The 17,031-nt window shown below is 56.2% G+C and carries 17 protein-coding genes and 1 tRNA gene; 5 read left to right on the forward strand and 13 right to left on the reverse strand.

The features are described 5' to 3' along the window. Positions 1-46: 46 nt before the first annotated feature. Positions 47-220 carry a DUF2970 domain-containing protein gene (locus tag BLP96_RS06510; protein WP_089684327.1) on the reverse strand — a complete coding sequence of 58 codons (174 nt, stop codon included), beginning with the start codon at positions 218-220 and terminating at the stop codon, positions 47-49. Between the two features lie 206 nt (positions 221-426). Between BLP96_RS06510 and BLP96_RS06515 the strand changes: the two genes are divergently transcribed. After that, a complete protein-coding gene (locus tag BLP96_RS06515) occupies positions 427-783 on the forward strand; it encodes a hypothetical protein (RefSeq protein WP_089684328.1) in 357 nt (118 codons plus the stop codon). A gap of 49 nt (positions 784-832) precedes the next feature. Here the strand turns inward: BLP96_RS06515 and BLP96_RS06520 are convergent, their stop codons facing one another. Continuing rightward, a complete protein-coding gene (locus BLP96_RS06520) occupies positions 833-1,561 on the reverse strand; it encodes an LrgB family protein (protein ID WP_089684329.1) in 729 nt (242 codons plus the stop codon). Then, entirely contained in the window at positions 1,558-1,920 is a 363-nt protein-coding gene (locus BLP96_RS06525) for a CidA/LrgA family protein (RefSeq protein WP_089684330.1), read from the reverse strand. Before BLP96_RS06525 ends, BLP96_RS06520 begins: the two co-directional genes overlap by 4 nt. Positions 1,921-2,164: 244 nt before the next feature. Here BLP96_RS06525 and BLP96_RS06530 point away from each other — a divergent pair. Together BLP96_RS06530 and BLP96_RS06535 are read left to right on the forward strand one after the other, a co-directional pair. Then, a tRNA-Pro gene (locus BLP96_RS06530) sits at positions 2,165-2,241 on the forward strand. Between the two features lie 253 nt (positions 2,242-2,494). Beyond that, a complete protein-coding gene (locus BLP96_RS06535) occupies positions 2,495-3,289 on the forward strand; it encodes a hypothetical protein (protein ID WP_089684332.1) in 795 nt (264 codons plus the stop codon). A 373-nt stretch (positions 3,290-3,662) separates the two neighbouring features. Here BLP96_RS06535 and BLP96_RS06545 read toward each other — a convergent pair whose 3' ends face one another. The 5 genes from BLP96_RS06545 to BLP96_RS06565 form a co-directional block, all read right to left on the reverse strand. Then, complete coding sequence (locus BLP96_RS06545; RefSeq protein ID WP_089684337.1) at positions 3,663-3,962, reverse strand: addiction module antidote protein; 300 nt, start codon at positions 3,960-3,962, stop codon at positions 3,663-3,665. Then, positions 3,952-4,260: a type II toxin-antitoxin system RelE/ParE family toxin gene (locus BLP96_RS06550; protein ID WP_245682180.1), complete on the reverse strand. Its 309-nt coding sequence runs from the start codon at positions 4,258-4,260 to the stop codon at positions 3,952-3,954. Before BLP96_RS06550 ends, BLP96_RS06545 begins: the two co-directional genes overlap by 11 nt. Before the next feature lie 171 nt (positions 4,261-4,431). After that, entirely contained in the window at positions 4,432-4,722 is a 291-nt protein-coding gene (locus tag BLP96_RS06555; RefSeq protein WP_089684338.1) for a helix-turn-helix domain-containing protein, read from the reverse strand. Further along, complete coding sequence (locus tag BLP96_RS06560; protein WP_089684340.1) at positions 4,715-5,029, reverse strand: transcriptional regulator; 315 nt, start codon at positions 5,027-5,029, stop codon at positions 4,715-4,717. The genes BLP96_RS06555 and BLP96_RS06560 overlap by 8 nt, the downstream gene beginning before the upstream one ends. A gap of 92 nt (positions 5,030-5,121) precedes the next feature. Then, positions 5,122-5,511: a hypothetical protein gene (locus tag BLP96_RS06565; RefSeq protein WP_089684342.1), complete on the reverse strand. Its 390-nt coding sequence runs from the start codon at positions 5,509-5,511 to the stop codon at positions 5,122-5,124. A 147-nt stretch (positions 5,512-5,658) separates the two neighbouring features. On the opposite strand from BLP96_RS06565, the gene rfbB reads away from it, so the two are divergent. Both rfbB and BLP96_RS19825 read left to right on the forward strand, forming a co-directional pair. Next, positions 5,659-6,678 carry a dTDP-glucose 4,6-dehydratase gene (gene rfbB / locus BLP96_RS06570; RefSeq protein WP_245682181.1) on the forward strand — a complete coding sequence of 340 codons (1,020 nt, stop codon included), beginning with the start codon at positions 5,659-5,661 and terminating at the stop codon, positions 6,676-6,678. Positions 6,679-6,769: 91 nt separating this feature from the next. Further along, positions 6,770-7,894: a hypothetical protein gene (locus tag BLP96_RS19825; protein ID WP_143005079.1), complete on the forward strand. Its 1,125-nt coding sequence runs from the start codon at positions 6,770-6,772 to the stop codon at positions 7,892-7,894. A gap of 47 nt (positions 7,895-7,941) precedes the next feature. Here BLP96_RS19825 and BLP96_RS06575 read toward each other — a convergent pair whose 3' ends face one another. The 5 genes from BLP96_RS06575 to fliD (BLP96_RS06595) form a co-directional block, all read right to left on the reverse strand. Continuing rightward, positions 7,942-11,700: an O-linked N-acetylglucosamine transferase family protein gene (locus tag BLP96_RS06575; protein ID WP_176761474.1), complete on the reverse strand. Its 3,759-nt coding sequence runs from the start codon at positions 11,698-11,700 to the stop codon at positions 7,942-7,944. A 129-nt stretch (positions 11,701-11,829) separates the two neighbouring features. Then, positions 11,830-12,711 carry a flagellin N-terminal helical domain-containing protein gene (locus BLP96_RS06580; protein WP_089684346.1) on the reverse strand — a complete coding sequence of 294 codons (882 nt, stop codon included), beginning with the start codon at positions 12,709-12,711 and terminating at the stop codon, positions 11,830-11,832. A gap of 147 nt (positions 12,712-12,858) precedes the next feature. After that, positions 12,859-13,809 (reverse strand): flagellin N-terminal helical domain-containing protein, encoded by a 951-nt coding sequence (locus BLP96_RS06585; protein ID WP_089684348.1) that lies wholly within the window; start codon positions 13,807-13,809, stop codon positions 12,859-12,861. A gap of 268 nt (positions 13,810-14,077) precedes the next feature. Further along, positions 14,078-15,451, reverse strand: coding sequence for a flagellar filament capping protein FliD (fliD, locus tag BLP96_RS06590; protein WP_089684350.1), 1,374 nt, complete (start codon positions 15,449-15,451; stop codon positions 14,078-14,080). A 131-nt stretch (positions 15,452-15,582) separates the two neighbouring features. Next, positions 15,583-16,947, reverse strand: coding sequence for a flagellar filament capping protein FliD (fliD, locus tag BLP96_RS06595; RefSeq protein WP_089684352.1), 1,365 nt, complete (start codon positions 16,945-16,947; stop codon positions 15,583-15,585). Positions 16,948-17,031 lie beyond the last annotated feature (84 nt).

The following is a 17,031-nucleotide window of genomic DNA, read 5'->3' on the forward strand; positions in this document are numbered from 1 at the left end:
GCTGACCAACGGGCCGATCAACGATCGAGCCCCGGCATGCGAGGGATCAACGCGCCACCAACGCAGCGACCAGCGCCACCAGCCCAACGAGCAGCAGCGCCATCGCCAATCCCACGGCGATGAAAAGCCCCGGCCTGCCCTGCTCGAAATCCTGGCGCCGCTGGCTCTCCTTCTGAACGCCGAAAAAGGCGGCCAGCACCGACTTGATCACATCCCACATGGGCCGCTTACCCCTCAACGGTAATACTGCGACAGCATGCCACAGAGAAATCCAAACCACGACACCCGTGAACCTTGCGTCTCGTCAACGCCAGCGCCGAAAACGGCTCGACACCGGCAGCCAAGGTCGCTAGCTGTCCTATACTCAGGGTGATTGCCGACCCCTCAACCGCCGCTCGTACTCACGAGGAGGCCCAGGAGCCCGAGATGAGCAACCGCAAGTCCGAATCCGGCGATGCGCTGGGCATGGAGTTGTCCGGCCCGATGATGGAATGGTGGACCCAGCAGTGGGTCCAGGGCGTCAATCCCATGGCACGCATCCAACTGGCCTGGATGCAGAGCGTATCCGAGGTGATGCAACAAGAAGCCCGTTTCCTCATGGCCATGGCCGATGCCAGTCGCCGGCTGGCCGAGTGCTACGACACCCATGCCGGCGACCCGGAGAAAATGGGCGAGTGCTACCGCAGCATCGCCAGCGAGATCGGCGACCACCACATGGAGCGCATGAAAACGGTAGCCGAGATGCCCAACGACTTCCGGCGTCGCATTTGGGAAGAAATCTGACCCCCTTCGGCGACGCATCGAGTGTCTCGCTGCGTCGCCGCCCGCCTCTCTATAGCCCGAACAACGTCACGATCAGCGGCAGCAGGAAAGCGGTGAGCAAGCCCGTCACCCCCATGGCCAATCCCGAAAACGCACCGGCTACGGCACCGATGCGAGCAAAGGCGTGCGCCGTGCCGAAGCCATGGGCAGCCAATCCCAGCGTGAAGCCCTGAACGGCGGGGTCACGAATGCCCAGCAGCCGAAAGATGCCTGGCCCCAGTGCACAGCCGATGGATCCCGTCAACAGAACCAGCCCCGCTGCCAGTGATGGAATTCCTCCAATCTGCTCGGCGATGCCCATGGCAATCGGCGAGGTGACCGAGCGCGGCGCCAGCGTCAGCAGGGTTTCCGGCTGCGCGCCCATCAGCATGGCCAGCCCTAGAGTGGAGCCCACGGCCGTCACGATGCCCACCCCACAGGCCAGTAGCAGCGGCCACAGTAGACGCCGAATCCGCTCGCGATGATCATACAGCGGAATCGCCAATGCCACGGTCGCCGGCCCCAGCAAAAAGTGGATGAACTGCGCCCCTTCGAAGTAGGTAGCGTACTCAATGTCTGCCAGTAGCAGGAAGCCGATCAGCAGTGCGATGGCCAGCGTGACGGGGTGCACCAGCGGCGTGCCGCCCAGGGCGCGATTGATGCGCACCGCCACGAGGAAGGCGAGTAACGTGACCAGTAGCGAAAGCAGCGGATGACCGGAGAGATAGACCCACAGCTGGTCCAGCGGCACCACATTCATGGTTCACCTCTCGCGCTGCGGCGACGCTGCGAACGCTGCAACACCCAGCCCGTCACTGCCAGCGTCAGTGCCGTGGAGCCGACCAGGGTCACCCCGATGGGCACCAAGTCCATGCCGATCAAGCGTGCATGGACCATCAGCCCAACGCCAGCCGGCACGAATAGCAAGGTCAGGTAGCGCAGCAACCCCTCTCCGGTCTGCCTCAGGCTCGCCGGCACCTGGCCACGCACGATCAACCCCACCAGCAGGATGACCATGCCCAGCACCGGCCCTGGGACCGGCATCGCCAAACCGCGTGCCAGCAGCTCGCCGGCGAACTGACAGGCCAACAGCACGCTCATCCCCATGATCAATGGCACGGCACCCTCCCTGCCCCGCTCGACTCCATGGAGGCCTTTCGCCCCACGCTCCAAACCATGATAAAGCAGCCGACACCGCCCTTCACGACGCGATTGCCTCGAGGCCGGACCACCGCCATGGCCGAAAACGCAACCTCTTGAAGGCAATACGCAACCGGGGCTTTTCATTTGCCTGCGAAGGCGCTAGTATACGCCTCGTTCTCGCGGCCCAGCGGAGGTTGGGCGAGGTATCAGCGGGAGACGTCGGAGCGTGGCGCAGCTTGGTAGCGCGTTGCAATGGGGTTGCAAAGGTCGCAGGTTCGAATCCTGTCGCTCCGACCAAAATCATGAAAAACCGCCGCTTACGGGTCATGCCGAGCGGCGGTTTTGGTGTGCGCGCAAGGAGTGCCGGCGTCTGTCACGCTCCCCCCTCGGACCGGAAGCGCTGCCCTATCCCCCATTAGACCGCCACTGGCTCTCAAGAAACGGCATGCCCTGCCGATAGCATTTCCGGCCGCGGTAGACCTTGGGCACGGTGTACGACCCACGGTCATGCGGCCGACGTAACAGGAAACGCATCTCATAAGGACATCGCATGCTATCGCGAACCAAACTGGCGGGTATCAGCGCTTCATGCCTGCTGCTCAGCGGCTGTTCAGCCACCATGATGGGCACCAATCTAGTCCCCGAGCGCAACGAATTCGCAGCGCTGGATCATGCCCCCACCGTTACCTACCAACTCCCCAACGCCATTGAGGATATCGAGCGGCTAGGCCTCGAATCCATCGAACGGCTTCAGGGTTCCCAATCCAATCGCCGCGCCCTGGGCATCAAGGTCGAAGACGCTCCTGAAGCCGATCAACTAACGGTCACTGCCTACGAACAGAACATCTCGTCCGCGGGAATGCGCCTCTCTCGTTCGATCAACGAGTATCGGGTTGCCTACCAGATCGAAGGTGAAACGGTGACACTGACGCCTACCGAGAGCCGCACCCACCAGGACGGCCTGGTCCTGCCCATCCCGGTACCTGAATTCAGCCCACAGGACGTCGCAACGTTTCTCTCCACCATCAAGGGCACGCTGCAGGTCACGGCAGAATCCCCCTTCCCCGCCGAAGCGATCAACGCCAATTTCCGGCGCTTGATGGACCGGGAAGCCTATGGTCGCTTCCGCAGCAACGGCGATGAACGCACCTTCCGCAACGTCTACTTCACCGAAGTGGAAGGCGCCGACGTGCGCCTGAAGGTGGACGTCTACCCCTACCGAGACGGCACCCAGGCCGACATCGAGGCGACCTACTACACCAAAGGCGACGGCACCGCTCCCATCGTTATCGAAGAGATCGAAGAGCGTATCTCCGATGCGGTTTCCGATGTGGTTAACGCCTGATGGCTTGCGCAGCTGGAGGCAGCCCGCCTTCAGCTGCGGCTGCCGGTGTCTGCGACCTGAAGCGGGCGAGCGCAAAGGGCGCTACGTAGGCATACACCCGCTCGCCGCCTAGCCTTACGCCACCCGCCGCTCAAAGACATCCCGCGCCGCCTGCATGCCTCTCAGGTGACGTGCCTCGTGGATGGTGAAGCATAGAAGTAAGGCTGGCGGACGTACCCACGGCACTGCCGAAGCGCTTGGGCAGCGAAACCTCATCCCGCAGCACGAAGACCAGTCGACGGGCTTCCTCGTCCGCACTAAGTTCGCGGATGCGGCTCATGGCACCCTTCACGGGTTCGTGGGCGACCTGGCCATGGTACCCCCCCCCCTGTCATCATGCAGCGGGCTCTTCGTGTGGGCGCGCTGTCAAATCCACGCCCAACGCACGCATCACCGCAAGCATGGTTTTTAGCGTCGGATTGCCTTGCTCGCTGAACGAACGATAAAGCTGCTCACGGGAGAGTCCGGTTTCGCGAGCTAACTCCGTCATACCTTTGGCACGAGCCACCACGCCCATTGCCCTGGCAATGTAGGCAGAATCTCCGGTTTCCAGCGCATCGGCAAGGAACACGGCAATGGCTTGCTCACTCTCCAGCGCTGCTGCCGGATCGTAGTCGTAAATCTTATCGTTCATGATACCTCCCACTGTGCTGCCAGGCGCTGTGCAGTCTCGATATCGCTGTGCTGGGTGCTTTTATCGCCACCACACAGGGGAGGATGAGGATCTCGTCGCCGCGCTGCTTGAAGTAAACGCGATACCCTGGACCGTGATGTATGCGTAGCTCGCTAACGCCTTGCCCTACGGGCTTCACATCACCTGGCAATCCGTTAGCCAACCGGAAAACACAGGCCGCAATCAGGGCCTTGGCACGCTGATCACGCAGCTTGCGCTCCCATTTTCGGTAGGTATCCGTTTGTTTGATATCAAGCATGGCCCAAGTGTAGTTTTTAAACTACAAAGACGCAAGGCAAGCCAATATCAAGCCACCCGCCGCTCGAACACCTTCCGCGCCGCTCGCATGCCTCTCAGATGCCGCGCCTGGCGGGCAGCGCAGCGGGCGGTGAGACTGGCGGGTGTGCTCACCAAGGGTGGAGAGTGCGCTTTATGCCAGATCACGCAGTGCTTCAGGGTGCTTTTCAGCCACTCGAAGCAAAGTACGTGCGGTACCAGTGGGCTCGCGGCGACCCTGCTCCCAGCCACGCAGCGTACCAAGGCTTACATCCAGCAAGTCAGCGAACTCCTTTTGCGAAAGCCCCATTCGATGGCGCACCTCAGCCGCTTTCGGCACCTCTACCTGAGTCACGCGAGCCGCTTCGCCACGCTTCATCTGGCGTACTGACTCCAGCAACTTGTTACCCAGCTCTTCACCGGTCATGACATCGGCGTCACGCATCGTCGAGCGCCTCCTTGATCTGCCTGAGGATAGGGGCCGGGATATCGCCCCGGACGGACTTGGCATAGATCACCAGCAGCCAGATCTTCCCATTCGCCAAGCGGTTATAGTGAATCACTCGTACACCGCCGCGCTTACCGCTATTCTCCCGCTGCCAACGCACCTTGCGGCAACCACCAGAGCCAGGAATCACAGGACCCGCCTCAGGGTTCATCGCCAGCCATTCATAAAACTCGCCTCGTTCGTCCTCATCCCAGAGAGCGTCGGCGTCCTTGGTGAATATTTCGGTTTCGGCGATGGGGTACATGCCTCAAAGGTACGTCATTGACGCACACAAAGCAACACGAAGTCACACGTTCCGGCCGCGTTGACACCAAGAAGCTGTTCGGGCCAACCGGCTCACGCCACCCGCCGCTCGAACACCTCCCGCGCCGCTCGCATGCCTCTCAAATGCCGCGCCTGGCGGGCAGCGCAGCGAGCGGTGAGGCTGGCCGGCGTACCCACGGCGCTGCCAAAGCGCTTGAGCAGCGTGGTGGAGGCGGCGATGAAGGTCTCAGGCTCGATGTTCAGACGCTCCAGCAGCTTGGGTACCCGCTCGCGCATGGCGCCGCGCTTGTCGGGGCGCTGGCAGCGGCCGGTGGTCTCGACCAACTCCAGATACTCCTCGAAGGCGAGAGGAATGGCGTTGGAGAGCTGTGCCGTGGCATCGAAGGGCATCAAGGGTTGAAGCGGCAGTGAGTCGCACCAAGCCAGCACGCTGGCTGCCGCGGGCGGTGCCGCTTCGTCCATCCAACTGCAATCCGTCCATTACCACACCGAGCAGGCCTCTACTTACCGGATTGCAACCATACGCCATCTGACATAATCACCTTCAGGAATGACTGCTTACGCACTCAAGCCCAGCGGTAGCGTGCGCAAACGACAAGGCAAATGGGAATGAAACTTCTCATCACCGGTGGGGCCGGGTTCATCGGCTCCGCCGTCATACGGCATCTCATCGCCAATACTGACGACCATGTCGTCAACGTCGACAAACTGACCTATGCCGGCAACCTGGAACCCCTGGCAGAAGTCAGCGACAGCCCACGCTATGCCTTCGAGCGCGTCGACATCTGTGTCCGCGACGAGCTTGAACGGGTATTCCACCAGCATCAGCCAGACGCAGTGATGCACCTGGCAGCCGAAAGCCACGTGGATCGCTCGATCGATGGCCCATCGGCTTTCATCCAAACCAACATCGTCGGCACCTATACGCTACTGGAAGTAAGCCGTGCCTACTGGAACGGTCTAGGTATCGAGCGCCGTGATGCCTTCCGGTTTCATCATATCTCGACCGATGAAGTATATGGCGATTTGGAAGGATCTGAAGGACTATTCACCGAAGAGACTCCCTACGCACCCAGCTCGCCCTACTCCGCCAGCAAAGCCAGCTCCGACCACCTGGTGCGTGCCTGGCAACGGACCTATGGTCTGCCGACGCTGATCACCAACTGTTCCAATAACTACGGCCCCTACCACTTCCCAGAAAAGCTGATACCGCTGACGATCCTAAACGCGCTGGAAGATAAACCCTTGCGCGTTTATGGCAAAGGCGAGCAGGTCCGCGACTGGCTCCATGTGGAAGACCACGCCCGGGCGCTCTACACAGTCGTGAAGGAAGGTCAGGTAGTTGAAACCTACAATATCGGCGGCCACAACGAAAAGCGAAACATCGATGTCGTGCATGCCATCTGCAAGCTGATAGACGAGATGAGGCATGCATCTTTCAACTTCCTGCCAGTATGTAGGCGCCTATATTTAGGCCGTCTTCAAGAAAGGCCTTCAAGGCTACGAAGAAGGAAGCCAGTAAAACAGAAGAAAATACTGTTTAACTATAAGGAGCTCACGGAGCAGGTGTCAGGTTCCGCAGGTGAACACCGCCATTGTATAAACAGGATAAACCAACTCCACTTCTAACAACGAATCAAGTAGAATTTGATATTAACAAACGAATCTTTAAAACCCACCGCCTCTCCGCCAAAATCCACTATTCAACTCTAAACAAATCATGAAGCTATTAATACTATTCAACTCAAGATTAGACCCTTTTGGAACACACTTATCATTTTCAAACAGCATTGCTATTGCTGCAAAAAACCAAGGGTGCAAACCACTTATAATTGATATAAATCGATTTCCGGAAGAAGCCTACACGGCAATCACTACCATCCAATTCGATGCAATCCATTTAGAGCAAAGTCATGGCTCTAGTCTAATAAAAAAAGCACATCAAGAAAAGAAAACGACACCACCTTACTTCTCACTAGTAAGAGACATGCCTTTTTACCCTTGGATCAAAGAAAACATAATAGAAACCAGAGGAAAATCTAAATTCTTTTATGTCGAACCTGCTGCTATTGAACTAGCAAGACAAGTAAATAGAAAACATGAAGGAGAGTATCACCCAAGCCTATATACATCTTCATTACTCAAAGAAAATCGCCTAACAAAGCCCTCAAATAGGCCAATTAAAAACTTATACGTGGGAAGTTACCAAGACAACAACCACTATTTACATCGCATACGAAACAATAAAGAATTATCCACTGCTTTAGATATTATTATAGAAACAAAGAACACACCTCCAAATACTGCACTTTGCAAAGCATTTGAGAGGAACATAAATTTCTCGAAAGAACAAGAAATGGTAGATATATGTTTTTTATTAAATCAGGTCGCCAGATCTTTACGTCGCGAACGCTTCTTACGTAAAACCGCACCTAGAATTCCCTTCACGCTAGTATGGAATGGCAAATTACCCGAGGGCATAAAATTCCATAAAGATACAAAAATTCTAAAGCCAAAAAATTACTCTCAGACTGTACAGCTAATGCACCACAGCCAAGTCATGTGGATGGTGATCAATAATTTTGGATCTGCTTTGAGCGAACGTCAGCTCACAGCTGCCGCTGCAGGCTGCATACCATTTACAACCATGAATAAATCCATCGAAAAGCACACAGCTCTAAAAGCTGTTTTTACAAGCATTGAACAAGAAGACATCGAACGCACTTTGGATCTATCGAGAGATACAAACTATCTAGATAAAATTCACGAGAACATTTTTCACAACAACCTCCTTGACGAATTCGACCCATCCAGCTACGTAAAAAAAATATACAATTCGCTATAAAACCCAAAAGGCTGATTTATACCCTAATATAAATCAGCCTATATCTATCAAAAATACCCAAACTCTCGCATCAAATCAAATGCCTCCCCCTTATTAAAAGCACCTTCTAAAAAACTTATATCAACAGGTGAAAGCCCCTCTCTCCATTCGCCTGTATTTCTATAAAGCTTTGATCTTATCTGGTTATTTCTTTTTTTAATTAAAGAATCACTCAGGCCTCTTCGATCTTTATGATTGTTAGCACGCCATTTATTTTCGCGCTTAGCATTTGCTAACTCAGGCACATATTCTACCCCAATAAATCTAAGCATTTCTTCCATAGTTTTATCGGGAGCATCGACAAGGTCCTCATGCCGATAGAAAAAAACATTGCTGCTATCTTTTATTCGCGATACCTCATAATTATCCCTGACCCATCTACTAATTCCTTCTCGCAAGCTTCCGATTCGCTTATTAATTGAATAAGCCACATCTCTCCCATCTCTCACTGGGACAATAAATCTAGCTTTAGGAAACAAACGAGAGATTCTGTCAAACTCATGTATGTGCCTTGGAGTTTTCTCAACCACCACCTTAGGCTCGGCACCTACACTATCATAAATTTCTTTATAGGCATAATCTAAAATTATAGAATATGAGTTTCCATTTATAAAAGCTTCACTTTCATAAGGGAGACAGTATATATCAGGATGATTACTCAAAATACTAGAAATCAGTGTTGTTCCACTATGACCACACCCCACAACAAAAACAATGTCTAAAGAATTCCAAAAGCTAGATTTGTTTGAGATAAAGTATTCTGAATTATAAGGATAGTGATAAAAACAATGCTCGTCATCACTGCTTTCCCCAGCCAACCTTTCTATTTCTTCCAGAGACAAACATTGCTCTTCAGGGTTCACATTAGGCACACATCCAGACCTACTTAGTGCCAACGAATTTCTTTCAACTTCACTTATCCCTATACATTCCATCCCTTGACTACCCAAATGAAACATCAAGAAATAAGCAATATCCGAATATCCTAAAACAGTGTCCAAGAAAAATGCTAACTTCTTCCTCTCTAAGCTGCTTAGCTTGGAAAGTCGTTGATGACTTGGTAGAAAAATCGCCTCGGCACTGACCAGCTCGCATGCCTGACGCTTCTCTATCGGCACGCTTTCCGGCAGATAGTTGCGATGATACTCGTTGTTGAATCGATAGAAACGAAAGCCGTTACGAATGGCCCAGTGCTGCATCTCTGCCAAGCTAGGCTGGCGTTCGTGGGTCGGCTGAAACGAGACTTTCATTTGAAGCAACAGTGTGTTTTTAAGCGTCTGCTCTCCATTCTCCAGCACCTTCATCGCATCGTGAAGGTCATCCAGTACCAACATATCAACGCTGGGCAGACCTTCAATCTGATCGAGCGCAACGGTGTTGATGGAAAGCTCCGTCAACACCTTGAGCTTGTCGCGCAGATATTCGGGTTGCAAATCTTCCGGTAGCGGCCTTAGCGTGCTGCCCTTTTCGGCATCCAGCGTGGCGTAGAGGGTGGCAGGATGGCCGTCACCGAGCAGAGCGTGCGGATAATGGTGCAACTCGCCATATTCCTGAAGCTTTTCCACTCGATTGTTGAGCAAGCTGGCTGGATCGAAACTGATCACCGCTAAGTGGCCGCTGGCCATCCACTTGGGATAGTCAGGGTGACGAGGAAGCACGGCAGCGTTGTCGATGATGGTGATGGGCTCGTCGAGTTGCCATTCGAAGGACTCGCTCTCCACTTCCTCTTCGCTGCGAGCTTCGGGAAGCTCGATAGGCTGCTTGTCGTCCTCGAACCAGAGCTCGCCTTCCTTGTTGAACGTGAGCGCCTCTGGTTCTTTTCCTTCACAGTAGCGAACCCATACTGCACGTAGGGCATTGTTGAAATGGTTCGCGAAGCGCGGAGCGTCACATACCGGTGAATAGTGAAGGATGGTACGCAGCCCTGCTCGGATCACTGCCAGATTGGGCAAGTCGTTGGCCAGTTCCAGCACGCGTTGGCGATATTCCTCCCAGTTACTCGCAACCAACTCCTGAAGGCCGGCGTTAATCAAGTGGGTAGCGCTATGTCGGCCGGCAAACGTCGGCCCAGGAAGAGTCACGACCGGCACGCCCATCAGCATGGCCTCACAGGTCGTCAGGCCGCCTGAGTATGGCCAAGTGTCCAAGGCAATATCAATACGCTGATAGGTTTCCAGAAACTCCTGATGCCTGGCAGGTCCCTCTAGGATGATCCGATACTCTTCAATGCCCTGCTCGCCTAAGGTTTCACGAATCCCCCGGCAGAAGTCTTCGCTCTCGTACTGAGCTCCGCGGAGCAACAAGCGGCTTTCCGGCAACTCGAGCATGAGTCTGGCCCATTCGGCCAGCAACCTTTCACCGATCTTCGCCGGATTGTTCAAACAGCCTAGAGTGATGTAACCGTTCTTGATGGCCGGCAATGAAGAGGTGTTGGGCGCATAGGGGCACGGCATATAACAGATATAATCATCGGGCAGCCGGATCAGCTTCTCGGTGTACTGGTCATCGACTCCTTCAGGGGTCTCGATGGAGTCCGAAAGCAGATAGTCGATGGAGGAGAGCCCCATCGTGTTGACCAAGCCACCCACCCACTTGATGCAAAGCGGCGCCGGGCGCATGGAAATAGCCTGAAGGCAGTTGCCATCTCCATGGCCTGACAGATCGATCAGTATATCGATAGCGTCGTCACGGATCTGCTGAGCCAACGCTTCTTGACTCAGGTGACGAACGGGGCGCCATACCCTGGTCGACTCGCGAATCTTCTGGGTGACATAGTCATCGTAATCGTTAGTAGCATAAGCATAAAAATGGATATCGGGCCGGCTATGCTCCAGAGCTGTGGCAATCATCTGCCCAACTGGATGGATGCGAAAACCGGACGAGATCATGCCAACGCGCAGGGGCTTCGCCACGTCTCGTGAGCTATCTGGCGCAGGCATTTCAGCAAGGGCAAAATGCTGATCCCAGCCCTTGGCAAATTCGATGATCTCCTGCTGGGAGGCATTCGGATTGTAATGCTTGGCAAAAAAGATATTGGAGTACGCCATCACGTAACTCGGCTGCGCATCCAAAGCCTTTTTATAATAGACTTCAGAAAGTTCGTACTGGCCTATATCTTTATAAAGATTGCCTAAATTATTGTAAACAGGCGCACTGCCTGGATAATCTTTTTCCAACTGCTCATATATTACCAGTGCCTCACTAAAATACTTTGTCTGGTAGAGCAGCGCGCCTACCAATACCCTTGAGCGGAAATCGTCGTAGCCAAGCTCCTGTGCCTTCTTGGCATGCTCAAGCGCCTTGAAGTGCTTGCCCGCCATCTGCAACATTTCAGCAAGGCGGTACTGGGCGGGGGCGTAGTCGGGTTGAAGGTCAACGGCTCGACTCTGGTAACGAACGGCCTGCTCATTATCACCCTGCTGATAGTAAACTGCGGACAGACTGGTCAGCGACAAGGGGTCCGAGTCATCGAGCTCTACCGACCGATGCAGATATTTCAAGGCGGGTTCGACTCGACCGTCCTCGAGTAGCGTGGTACCGAGAGCTTTCCAGGCAAAAGCGCTTTCAGGATAGCGCTCCGTCATTGCCTGAGCTTCCCGCTCGGCCTCGCTCAACCGCTTGGCCTTGTAGAGCGCCATGAAATGGTCGACTTCAGGCTTGGGTACGCCCAGATCCGCATGCCGGGGCATGCGATTCGGGGCTGGGCTGGTGCGCTTCGCTGACGACTTGCGAACCGACTGTTTCTGGCGCGTCTTCTTCCTGGCCATGGAACCCTCGATGATTCGGTTGGGCATGGGTAGTATTTCTGCCCAATCTAGCAGACCTTAGCGAAGACCAATCACAAAAAAACCCGGACCAAGGTCCGGGTTATCTCACGTTTGAGGCTGTGAGCTAGCTTAGCCCAACAGTGAAAGCACACTCTGCGGGCTCTGGTTGGCCTGGGCAAGGATGGAGGTGCCCGCCTGCTCCAGAATCTGCGCCCGCGTCATGTTGGAAACCTCGACGGCATAGTCGGCATCCTCGATCCGCGATCGAGCCGCCTGCAGGTTGGTCGAGGTGGTCTCGATGTTGTCCAGCGCCGTCTCGAAACGGTTCTGCATGGCACCTAAGTTACTGCGAGCCTCATCGACAGCCGAAATCATATCGTCGACGGTGCCAAGTGCTGTTGACGTCCCGGTACTCGTCCGCTCCAGAACATCGAAACCAAGTGCATCAACGTCACGCGTATCAGTCAGATTACCTGGCTCAGCTCCTGTGGCGGTATCATCATAAGTATTCCAAGAAGAAGCCGATTCGATATTGACCGTAATATCTTGGCCGTCTTTTGCCCCCACCTGAATTGAGAAGCTGGAAGTTGCATTTGCCTCGAATAGGCTACGTCCATTGAACTCAGTCTGGGTCGTAACCCGATCAATCTCCGCAAGGCGCTGGTTCACTTCTTCTTGGATGGAATCGATATCCTGCGCAGTATTAGTATCATTCTGGGCCTGAACCGTCAGCTCGCGAATGCGCTGCAGGTTATCATTGACCTGGTCCAGGGCTCCTTCAGCGGTCTGAGCCAGAGAGATGCCATCGTTAGCATTGCGTGACGCTTGGTTCAGGCCCGTCACGGTGCTGGTCATGCGGTTGGCAATGGCCTGACCGGCGGCATCGTCTTTAGCGCCGTTGATGCGCAAGCCTGACGAAAGACGTTCCTGGGCCTGCTGAAGGGAGTTCTGAGCACCCTTCAGGTTGTTCTGCCCGATCAGGGCAGTGATGTTGGTATTGATGACGGACATGTCAAACCTCCGAATCGATAGGTTTCTAGCTACTTACTATTGGTTAACGGCTGAAAGGCGCGATTCTTTAGGGCCGTTGTGCAAAAAAGAATACGGATTCGACTTCAGATAGGGCGGCTCATCCAGAACTTGAGCCGCCCGCACCGGTTAACCCAGCAGCGAGAGCACGCTCTGCGGGCTTTGGTTTGCCTGAGCAAGGATGGAAGTCCCCGCCTGCTCCAGAATCTGCGCCCGCGTCATATTGGAAACCTCGACGGCATAGTCGGCATCCTCGATCCGCGAACGGGCCGCCTGCAGATTGGTCGAGGTGGTCTCGATGTTGTCGAGAGCCGTCTCAAAACGATTCTGCATGGCACCCAGGTTGCTGCGAGCCTCATCAACAGCCGCGATGCGATTATCGAGAATTTCGAGTGCATCACCTTGTGCACCCGCAGCATCACGCCCGCTAAGAACATCAAAGCCGCTCGCATTGACTTCACGCGTACCTGATATATTCCCTGATGTACCAGCAGTACCGGCTTCATCAGTGTACATATTCCAACCGCCGTCAGCAGCTGCAGTGGCGAGTGCAGTTCCCAAGTCATCACCACGAGCAGCGCTTATAGAAATGCTGATTTCTTGCCCATCATTAGCACCAACCTGAATACTAAAGCTTGTATCTGTTTGAGTGCCATCAGAAGCATTGTCAAAAATCGATCGACCGTTAAATTCGGCCTGCGAGGTCACTCGATCGATTTCCGCCAGGCGCTCGTTCACCTCTTCCTGGATGGAGTCGATGTCCTGTGCGGTGTTGGTATCATTCTGAGCCTGTACGGTCAGCTCGCGGATACGCTGCAGGTTGTCGTTGATCTGGTCCAGGGCGCCTTCGGCGGTCTGGGCCAGGGAGATACCGTCGTTGGCGTTTCGCGCCGCCTGGTTCAAGCCAGTGACGGTGCTGGTCATGCGGTTGGCGATGGCCTGGCCGGCGGCATCGTCCTTGGCACCGTTGATGCGCAGGCCGGAGGAGAGGCGCTCCTGTGCCTGCTGAAGGGAGTTCTGAGCGCCCTTCAGGTTGTTCTGCCCGATCAGGGCGGTGATGTTGGTATTGATCACGGACATGAGATCATTCCTTCTTCGTTGAGGGCTCCATTGGCTGCCCCGAGCCTGCAACGGTGGGGCCTGCCGCAACGGCGCCAGTGGCCGTTACTCTCTATAACGGCCAATGAGCGTTTGACTTTAGGGTGAAGTAGGAATTTTCCGCATTGCCGGCAAGGGCAGCCGCACGCCAACCCAAGGAGCCGCGATGAACGGCGCCAATCGACCAAGGCCTGAAATAGCGATGCGCCCAGGCGGGCGCATCGGGAAGGAGATCGAGGGAGGAGCTGCGCTAGTTCTGGCTGAACTGGTTGTTCAGCATGGTGAGCTGCTGCCCGAGATAGGAGCTGACAGAGTTCATCTGGGCGATCAGACCATCCAGCTGGCTGAACTGCTTGCGGTAACGGTCGATCGTGCGCTCGATGCTCTGTTCGGTGCGGTCATAGCGCCGCTCCAGGCTGCTGACCTGGGTTTCCGAGCTGCTGATGGCGCTCTGAATCGTCCCGTCATCACCCAGCATGCGTCCTAGCGTTCCTTCCAGACGACCGGCCATGCCGGCTTCCTCGCTATCGCCGGCGAAGAAGTCGACCAGGGCCTGAGGGTTGTCGGCCAAGGCCTCATCCAGCTTGTCGGCATCCATCTCCAGTCGCCCGTTCGCCTGGAGGGAAATCCCCAACTGCGAGAGCATGGTGATGTCGCCGCCGGCTACCGGGTCGACCAGGTTGCGGCTCAACTGGCTTTCGACATTGCGCACGGTACGGTCGCCAACCAGCTCGCCGGCCGTCTCCGCATCGCCGGTCACGTTGGTCATGCGGCCCACGGTGGACTTCATCTCGTTGTAGGCATCGACGAACGCCGTTACCGCCTCCTTGACCGATTCGCGGTCGCGCTCCACCACGAGACTCATGGTTTCACCCGAGGCGCTCGGGTCGAGCGTCAGAGTCACCCCCTGGATGGCTCCTTCCACCGTGTTGGTGGTGCTGGTGATTTCGATGCCATTGATATCGAGCAGTGCATCGCGCCCGGGTTGGTGGGTATCGGGGTCGCCAGCCAGCGTCACGCCGCCCTCCAGGCCGGAGAAGGCCATGTCTTTGACGCCGGCATCGGCACCGCTCTCCCGGGAGCTGAGCACCAGGCGATGGTCGGCACCATCGAAAATGATCGACGCATCCACGCCCGCCTCGGCATCGGCATTGACGGCATCGCGAATCTCTTCCAGGGTGGCGCCTGGCGTCAAGGCGATGTCCTTGGTGGTGTCGTCGCCGAAGGTCACCGTGAGCTTCGGGTCGATGGCATCCGCTGCGATCTGAGTCGTTTCGAGGTCGGCGACTCCCGTGCTAGCCAAGCTGCCCGCGCGAGCGGTATGAGTAACGGTAACCTCGTAGCGGCCGGGGCTGGCCTCTTCGGTGGTGGTAGCCGTCATGCCCTCGCCCTGCACGCTGGCGGAAAGACTCTGATAGAGGCCGCCATCGTTGAGTTTGGCCACGGCGTCCTGCAGTTTGCTGAGGCCTGACTGCAACCGGCCATAGGCCGATATCTTGCCCTGCTCCTGGGTCTTCTGAGCAGTGATGGGCTGCAGTTTCTGGCGCTCGGCGGCGCGCAACTGGTCGAGCAGCCCGCTGAGATCGAGACCTGAACCAACGCCAAGGGATGAGATACTTGCCATGGTAGTTGACCTTCCGTGAACACCCAACATGGGCCTTGTAAAGGGGCTTATCGGCAACCTTGGCGAAAACTTTAAAGAAAAAACCCCGGCCGAAACCAGGGTCATCAAACGCGAGGATTCAGACTGGCAACCTACAACAGGCCGCCGGACTGGCCACCGCCCAGGTTGCTCAGCTGCTGGGTGAGGTAGGAACTGGTCTGGTTCATTTCGGCGACCATGCCATCGAGCTGGCTGAACTGGGTGCGGTAGCGGTCGATCGTCTGCTCGATGCTGTCTTCCACACGGGCATAGCGATCGTTGAGGCTATCGATGCGGTTTTCGGCACCGTCGAGGGAGGTGGTCAGAGCACCATTCTCGCTGGTCAGTTGCTCGGCCGTCTCGGTTACGCGCCCGGCCAGGCCGGGCGAGGTTTCGTCACCGGCAAAGTAGGCTTCCACGGCGGCCGGATCCTCGGCGAGTGCGGTATCCAGCTTGCCCTCGTCGAGTTCGAGCGTGCCGTCGACGGTCATCGACAGCCCCACGTCGGAGAGCAAGCTTTGTTCGCCATCCACGCTCACCCCGGCAGCGAGGTCGCTGCGCAGGCGCGACTCGATGGTGCGCACGGCGTTGTCGCCGATCAGCGCGCCTGCCTCGCCCTCTTCACCGTTGAAGGCACTCAGGCTTCCGGCCGTGCCCTTCAGGTCGTTGTAACTCTCCACGAAACCGGTTACCGCTTCGCGGATCGAGTCGTCGTCTCGGGCCACGCTGAGGGTCCCGGAACCTTGCTGCTCGAGGTTCAACGTGACGCCCTGTATGGCGTCTTCGACCTGATTGGTGGTACTGGAGATCGCGATACCGTTCACGTCCAGGCTGGCATCCTGGCCGGCCTGGGCCACGGTGGCATCGGTCAGGGTCGCCTGATCGGCCACGGTGGCGAAATTGGTACCGGTGATGCTGGCCTGCTGCCCGGTATCTTCGGACATCAGTGCCAGCCGGTAACCCTCGCCGTCATTGACGATGGAGGCATTCACCGCGGCTTCGGAATCGGCATTCACGGCATCGCGGATGTCTTCCAGCGTGCTATCGGCGGCAATCGTCACCGTGGTATCGAGGGTGGCATCCTCGAAGGTGAGATCGAGGTCGGTGGCGCCACTGCTGATCTCGGCGGTGGGGTCGCTCACCCGCTGGGTGGCCAGGCTACCGGCGGTGGCCAGATCGTTGACCGTGACGCTGTACTCGCCCGTTGCGGCATCGCTGTTCGCCGCGGCCTCGAAGGCATCGCCGGTGACACTGGCGTTATGGCCTTGGAATAGCGATGAATCGCTGAGCTTGCTGGCCGCATCCTGAAAGGAAGATAGCGAACTCTGCAACTCGCCATAGGCGGAGATCTTGACTTCCTGCTCCTGGACTTGCTGCTGGATGGGCTGAAGCTTTGCCCGCTCCGCCTCCTGCAACTGACTGAGCAAGCCGTTCAGATCGAGCCCGGAACCCACGCCGAGCGATGAAATACTAGCCATACGATACAGCCTTTGGCCGGTGAATTTGCCTCCCGTTTTACCAGCATCGGCTGCTCGCTGGCGAACTTTAGGAAGAATTTCGGT

This window comes from Billgrantia gudaonensis (genome assembly GCF_900100195.1).
Lineage (GTDB): Bacteria > Pseudomonadota > Gammaproteobacteria > Pseudomonadales > Halomonadaceae > Halomonas > Halomonas gudaonensis.

What these genes read in the sequence shown, in the direction of transcription:
- BLP96_RS06520 (WP_089684329.1), bottom strand. Translation starts at nt 1,561, where the DNA reads ATGAATGTGGTGCCGCTGGACCAGCTGTGGGTCTATCTCTCCGGTCAT.
- fliD (WP_089684352.1), bottom strand. Translation starts at nt 16,947, where the DNA reads ATGGCTAGTATTTCATCGCTCGGCGTGGGTTCCGGGCTCGATCTGAAC.
- BLP96_RS19825 (WP_143005079.1), top strand. Translation starts at nt 6,770, where the DNA reads ATGAAGCTATTAATACTATTCAACTCAAGATTAGACCCTTTTGGAACA.
- BLP96_RS06585 (WP_089684348.1), bottom strand. Translation starts at nt 13,809, where the DNA reads ATGTCCGTGATCAATACCAACATCACCGCCCTGATCGGGCAGAACAAC.
- BLP96_RS06575 (WP_176761474.1), bottom strand. Translation starts at nt 11,700, where the DNA reads ATGGCCAGGAAGAAGACGCGCCAGAAACAGTCGGTTCGCAAGTCGTCA.
- fliD (WP_089684350.1), bottom strand. Translation starts at nt 15,451, where the DNA reads ATGGCAAGTATCTCATCCCTTGGCGTTGGTTCAGGTCTCGATCTCAGC.
- BLP96_RS06550 (WP_245682180.1), bottom strand. Translation starts at nt 4,260, where the DNA reads ATGCTTGATATCAAACAAACGGATACCTACCGAAAATGGGAGCGCAAG.
- rfbB (WP_245682181.1), top strand. Translation starts at nt 5,659, where the DNA reads ATGAAACTTCTCATCACCGGTGGGGCCGGGTTCATCGGCTCCGCCGTC.
- BLP96_RS06560 (WP_089684340.1), bottom strand. Translation starts at nt 5,029, where the DNA reads ATGTACCCCATCGCCGAAACCGAAATATTCACCAAGGACGCCGACGCT.
- BLP96_RS06515 (WP_089684328.1), top strand. Translation starts at nt 427, where the DNA reads ATGAGCAACCGCAAGTCCGAATCCGGCGATGCGCTGGGCATGGAGTTG.
- BLP96_RS06535 (WP_089684332.1), top strand. Translation starts at nt 2,495, where the DNA reads ATGCTATCGCGAACCAAACTGGCGGGTATCAGCGCTTCATGCCTGCTG.
- BLP96_RS06580 (WP_089684346.1), bottom strand. Translation starts at nt 12,711, where the DNA reads ATGTCCGTCATCAATACCAACATCACTGCCCTGATCGGGCAGAACAAC.
- BLP96_RS06565 (WP_089684342.1), bottom strand. Translation starts at nt 5,511, where the DNA reads ATGGACGAAGCGGCACCGCCCGCGGCAGCCAGCGTGCTGGCTTGGTGC.
- BLP96_RS06545 (WP_089684337.1), bottom strand. Translation starts at nt 3,962, where the DNA reads ATGAACGATAAGATTTACGACTACGATCCGGCAGCAGCGCTGGAGAGT.
- BLP96_RS06510 (WP_089684327.1), bottom strand. Translation starts at nt 220, where the DNA reads ATGTGGGATGTGATCAAGTCGGTGCTGGCCGCCTTTTTCGGCGTTCAG.
- BLP96_RS06555 (WP_089684338.1), bottom strand. Translation starts at nt 4,722, where the DNA reads ATGCGTGACGCCGATGTCATGACCGGTGAAGAGCTGGGTAACAAGTTG.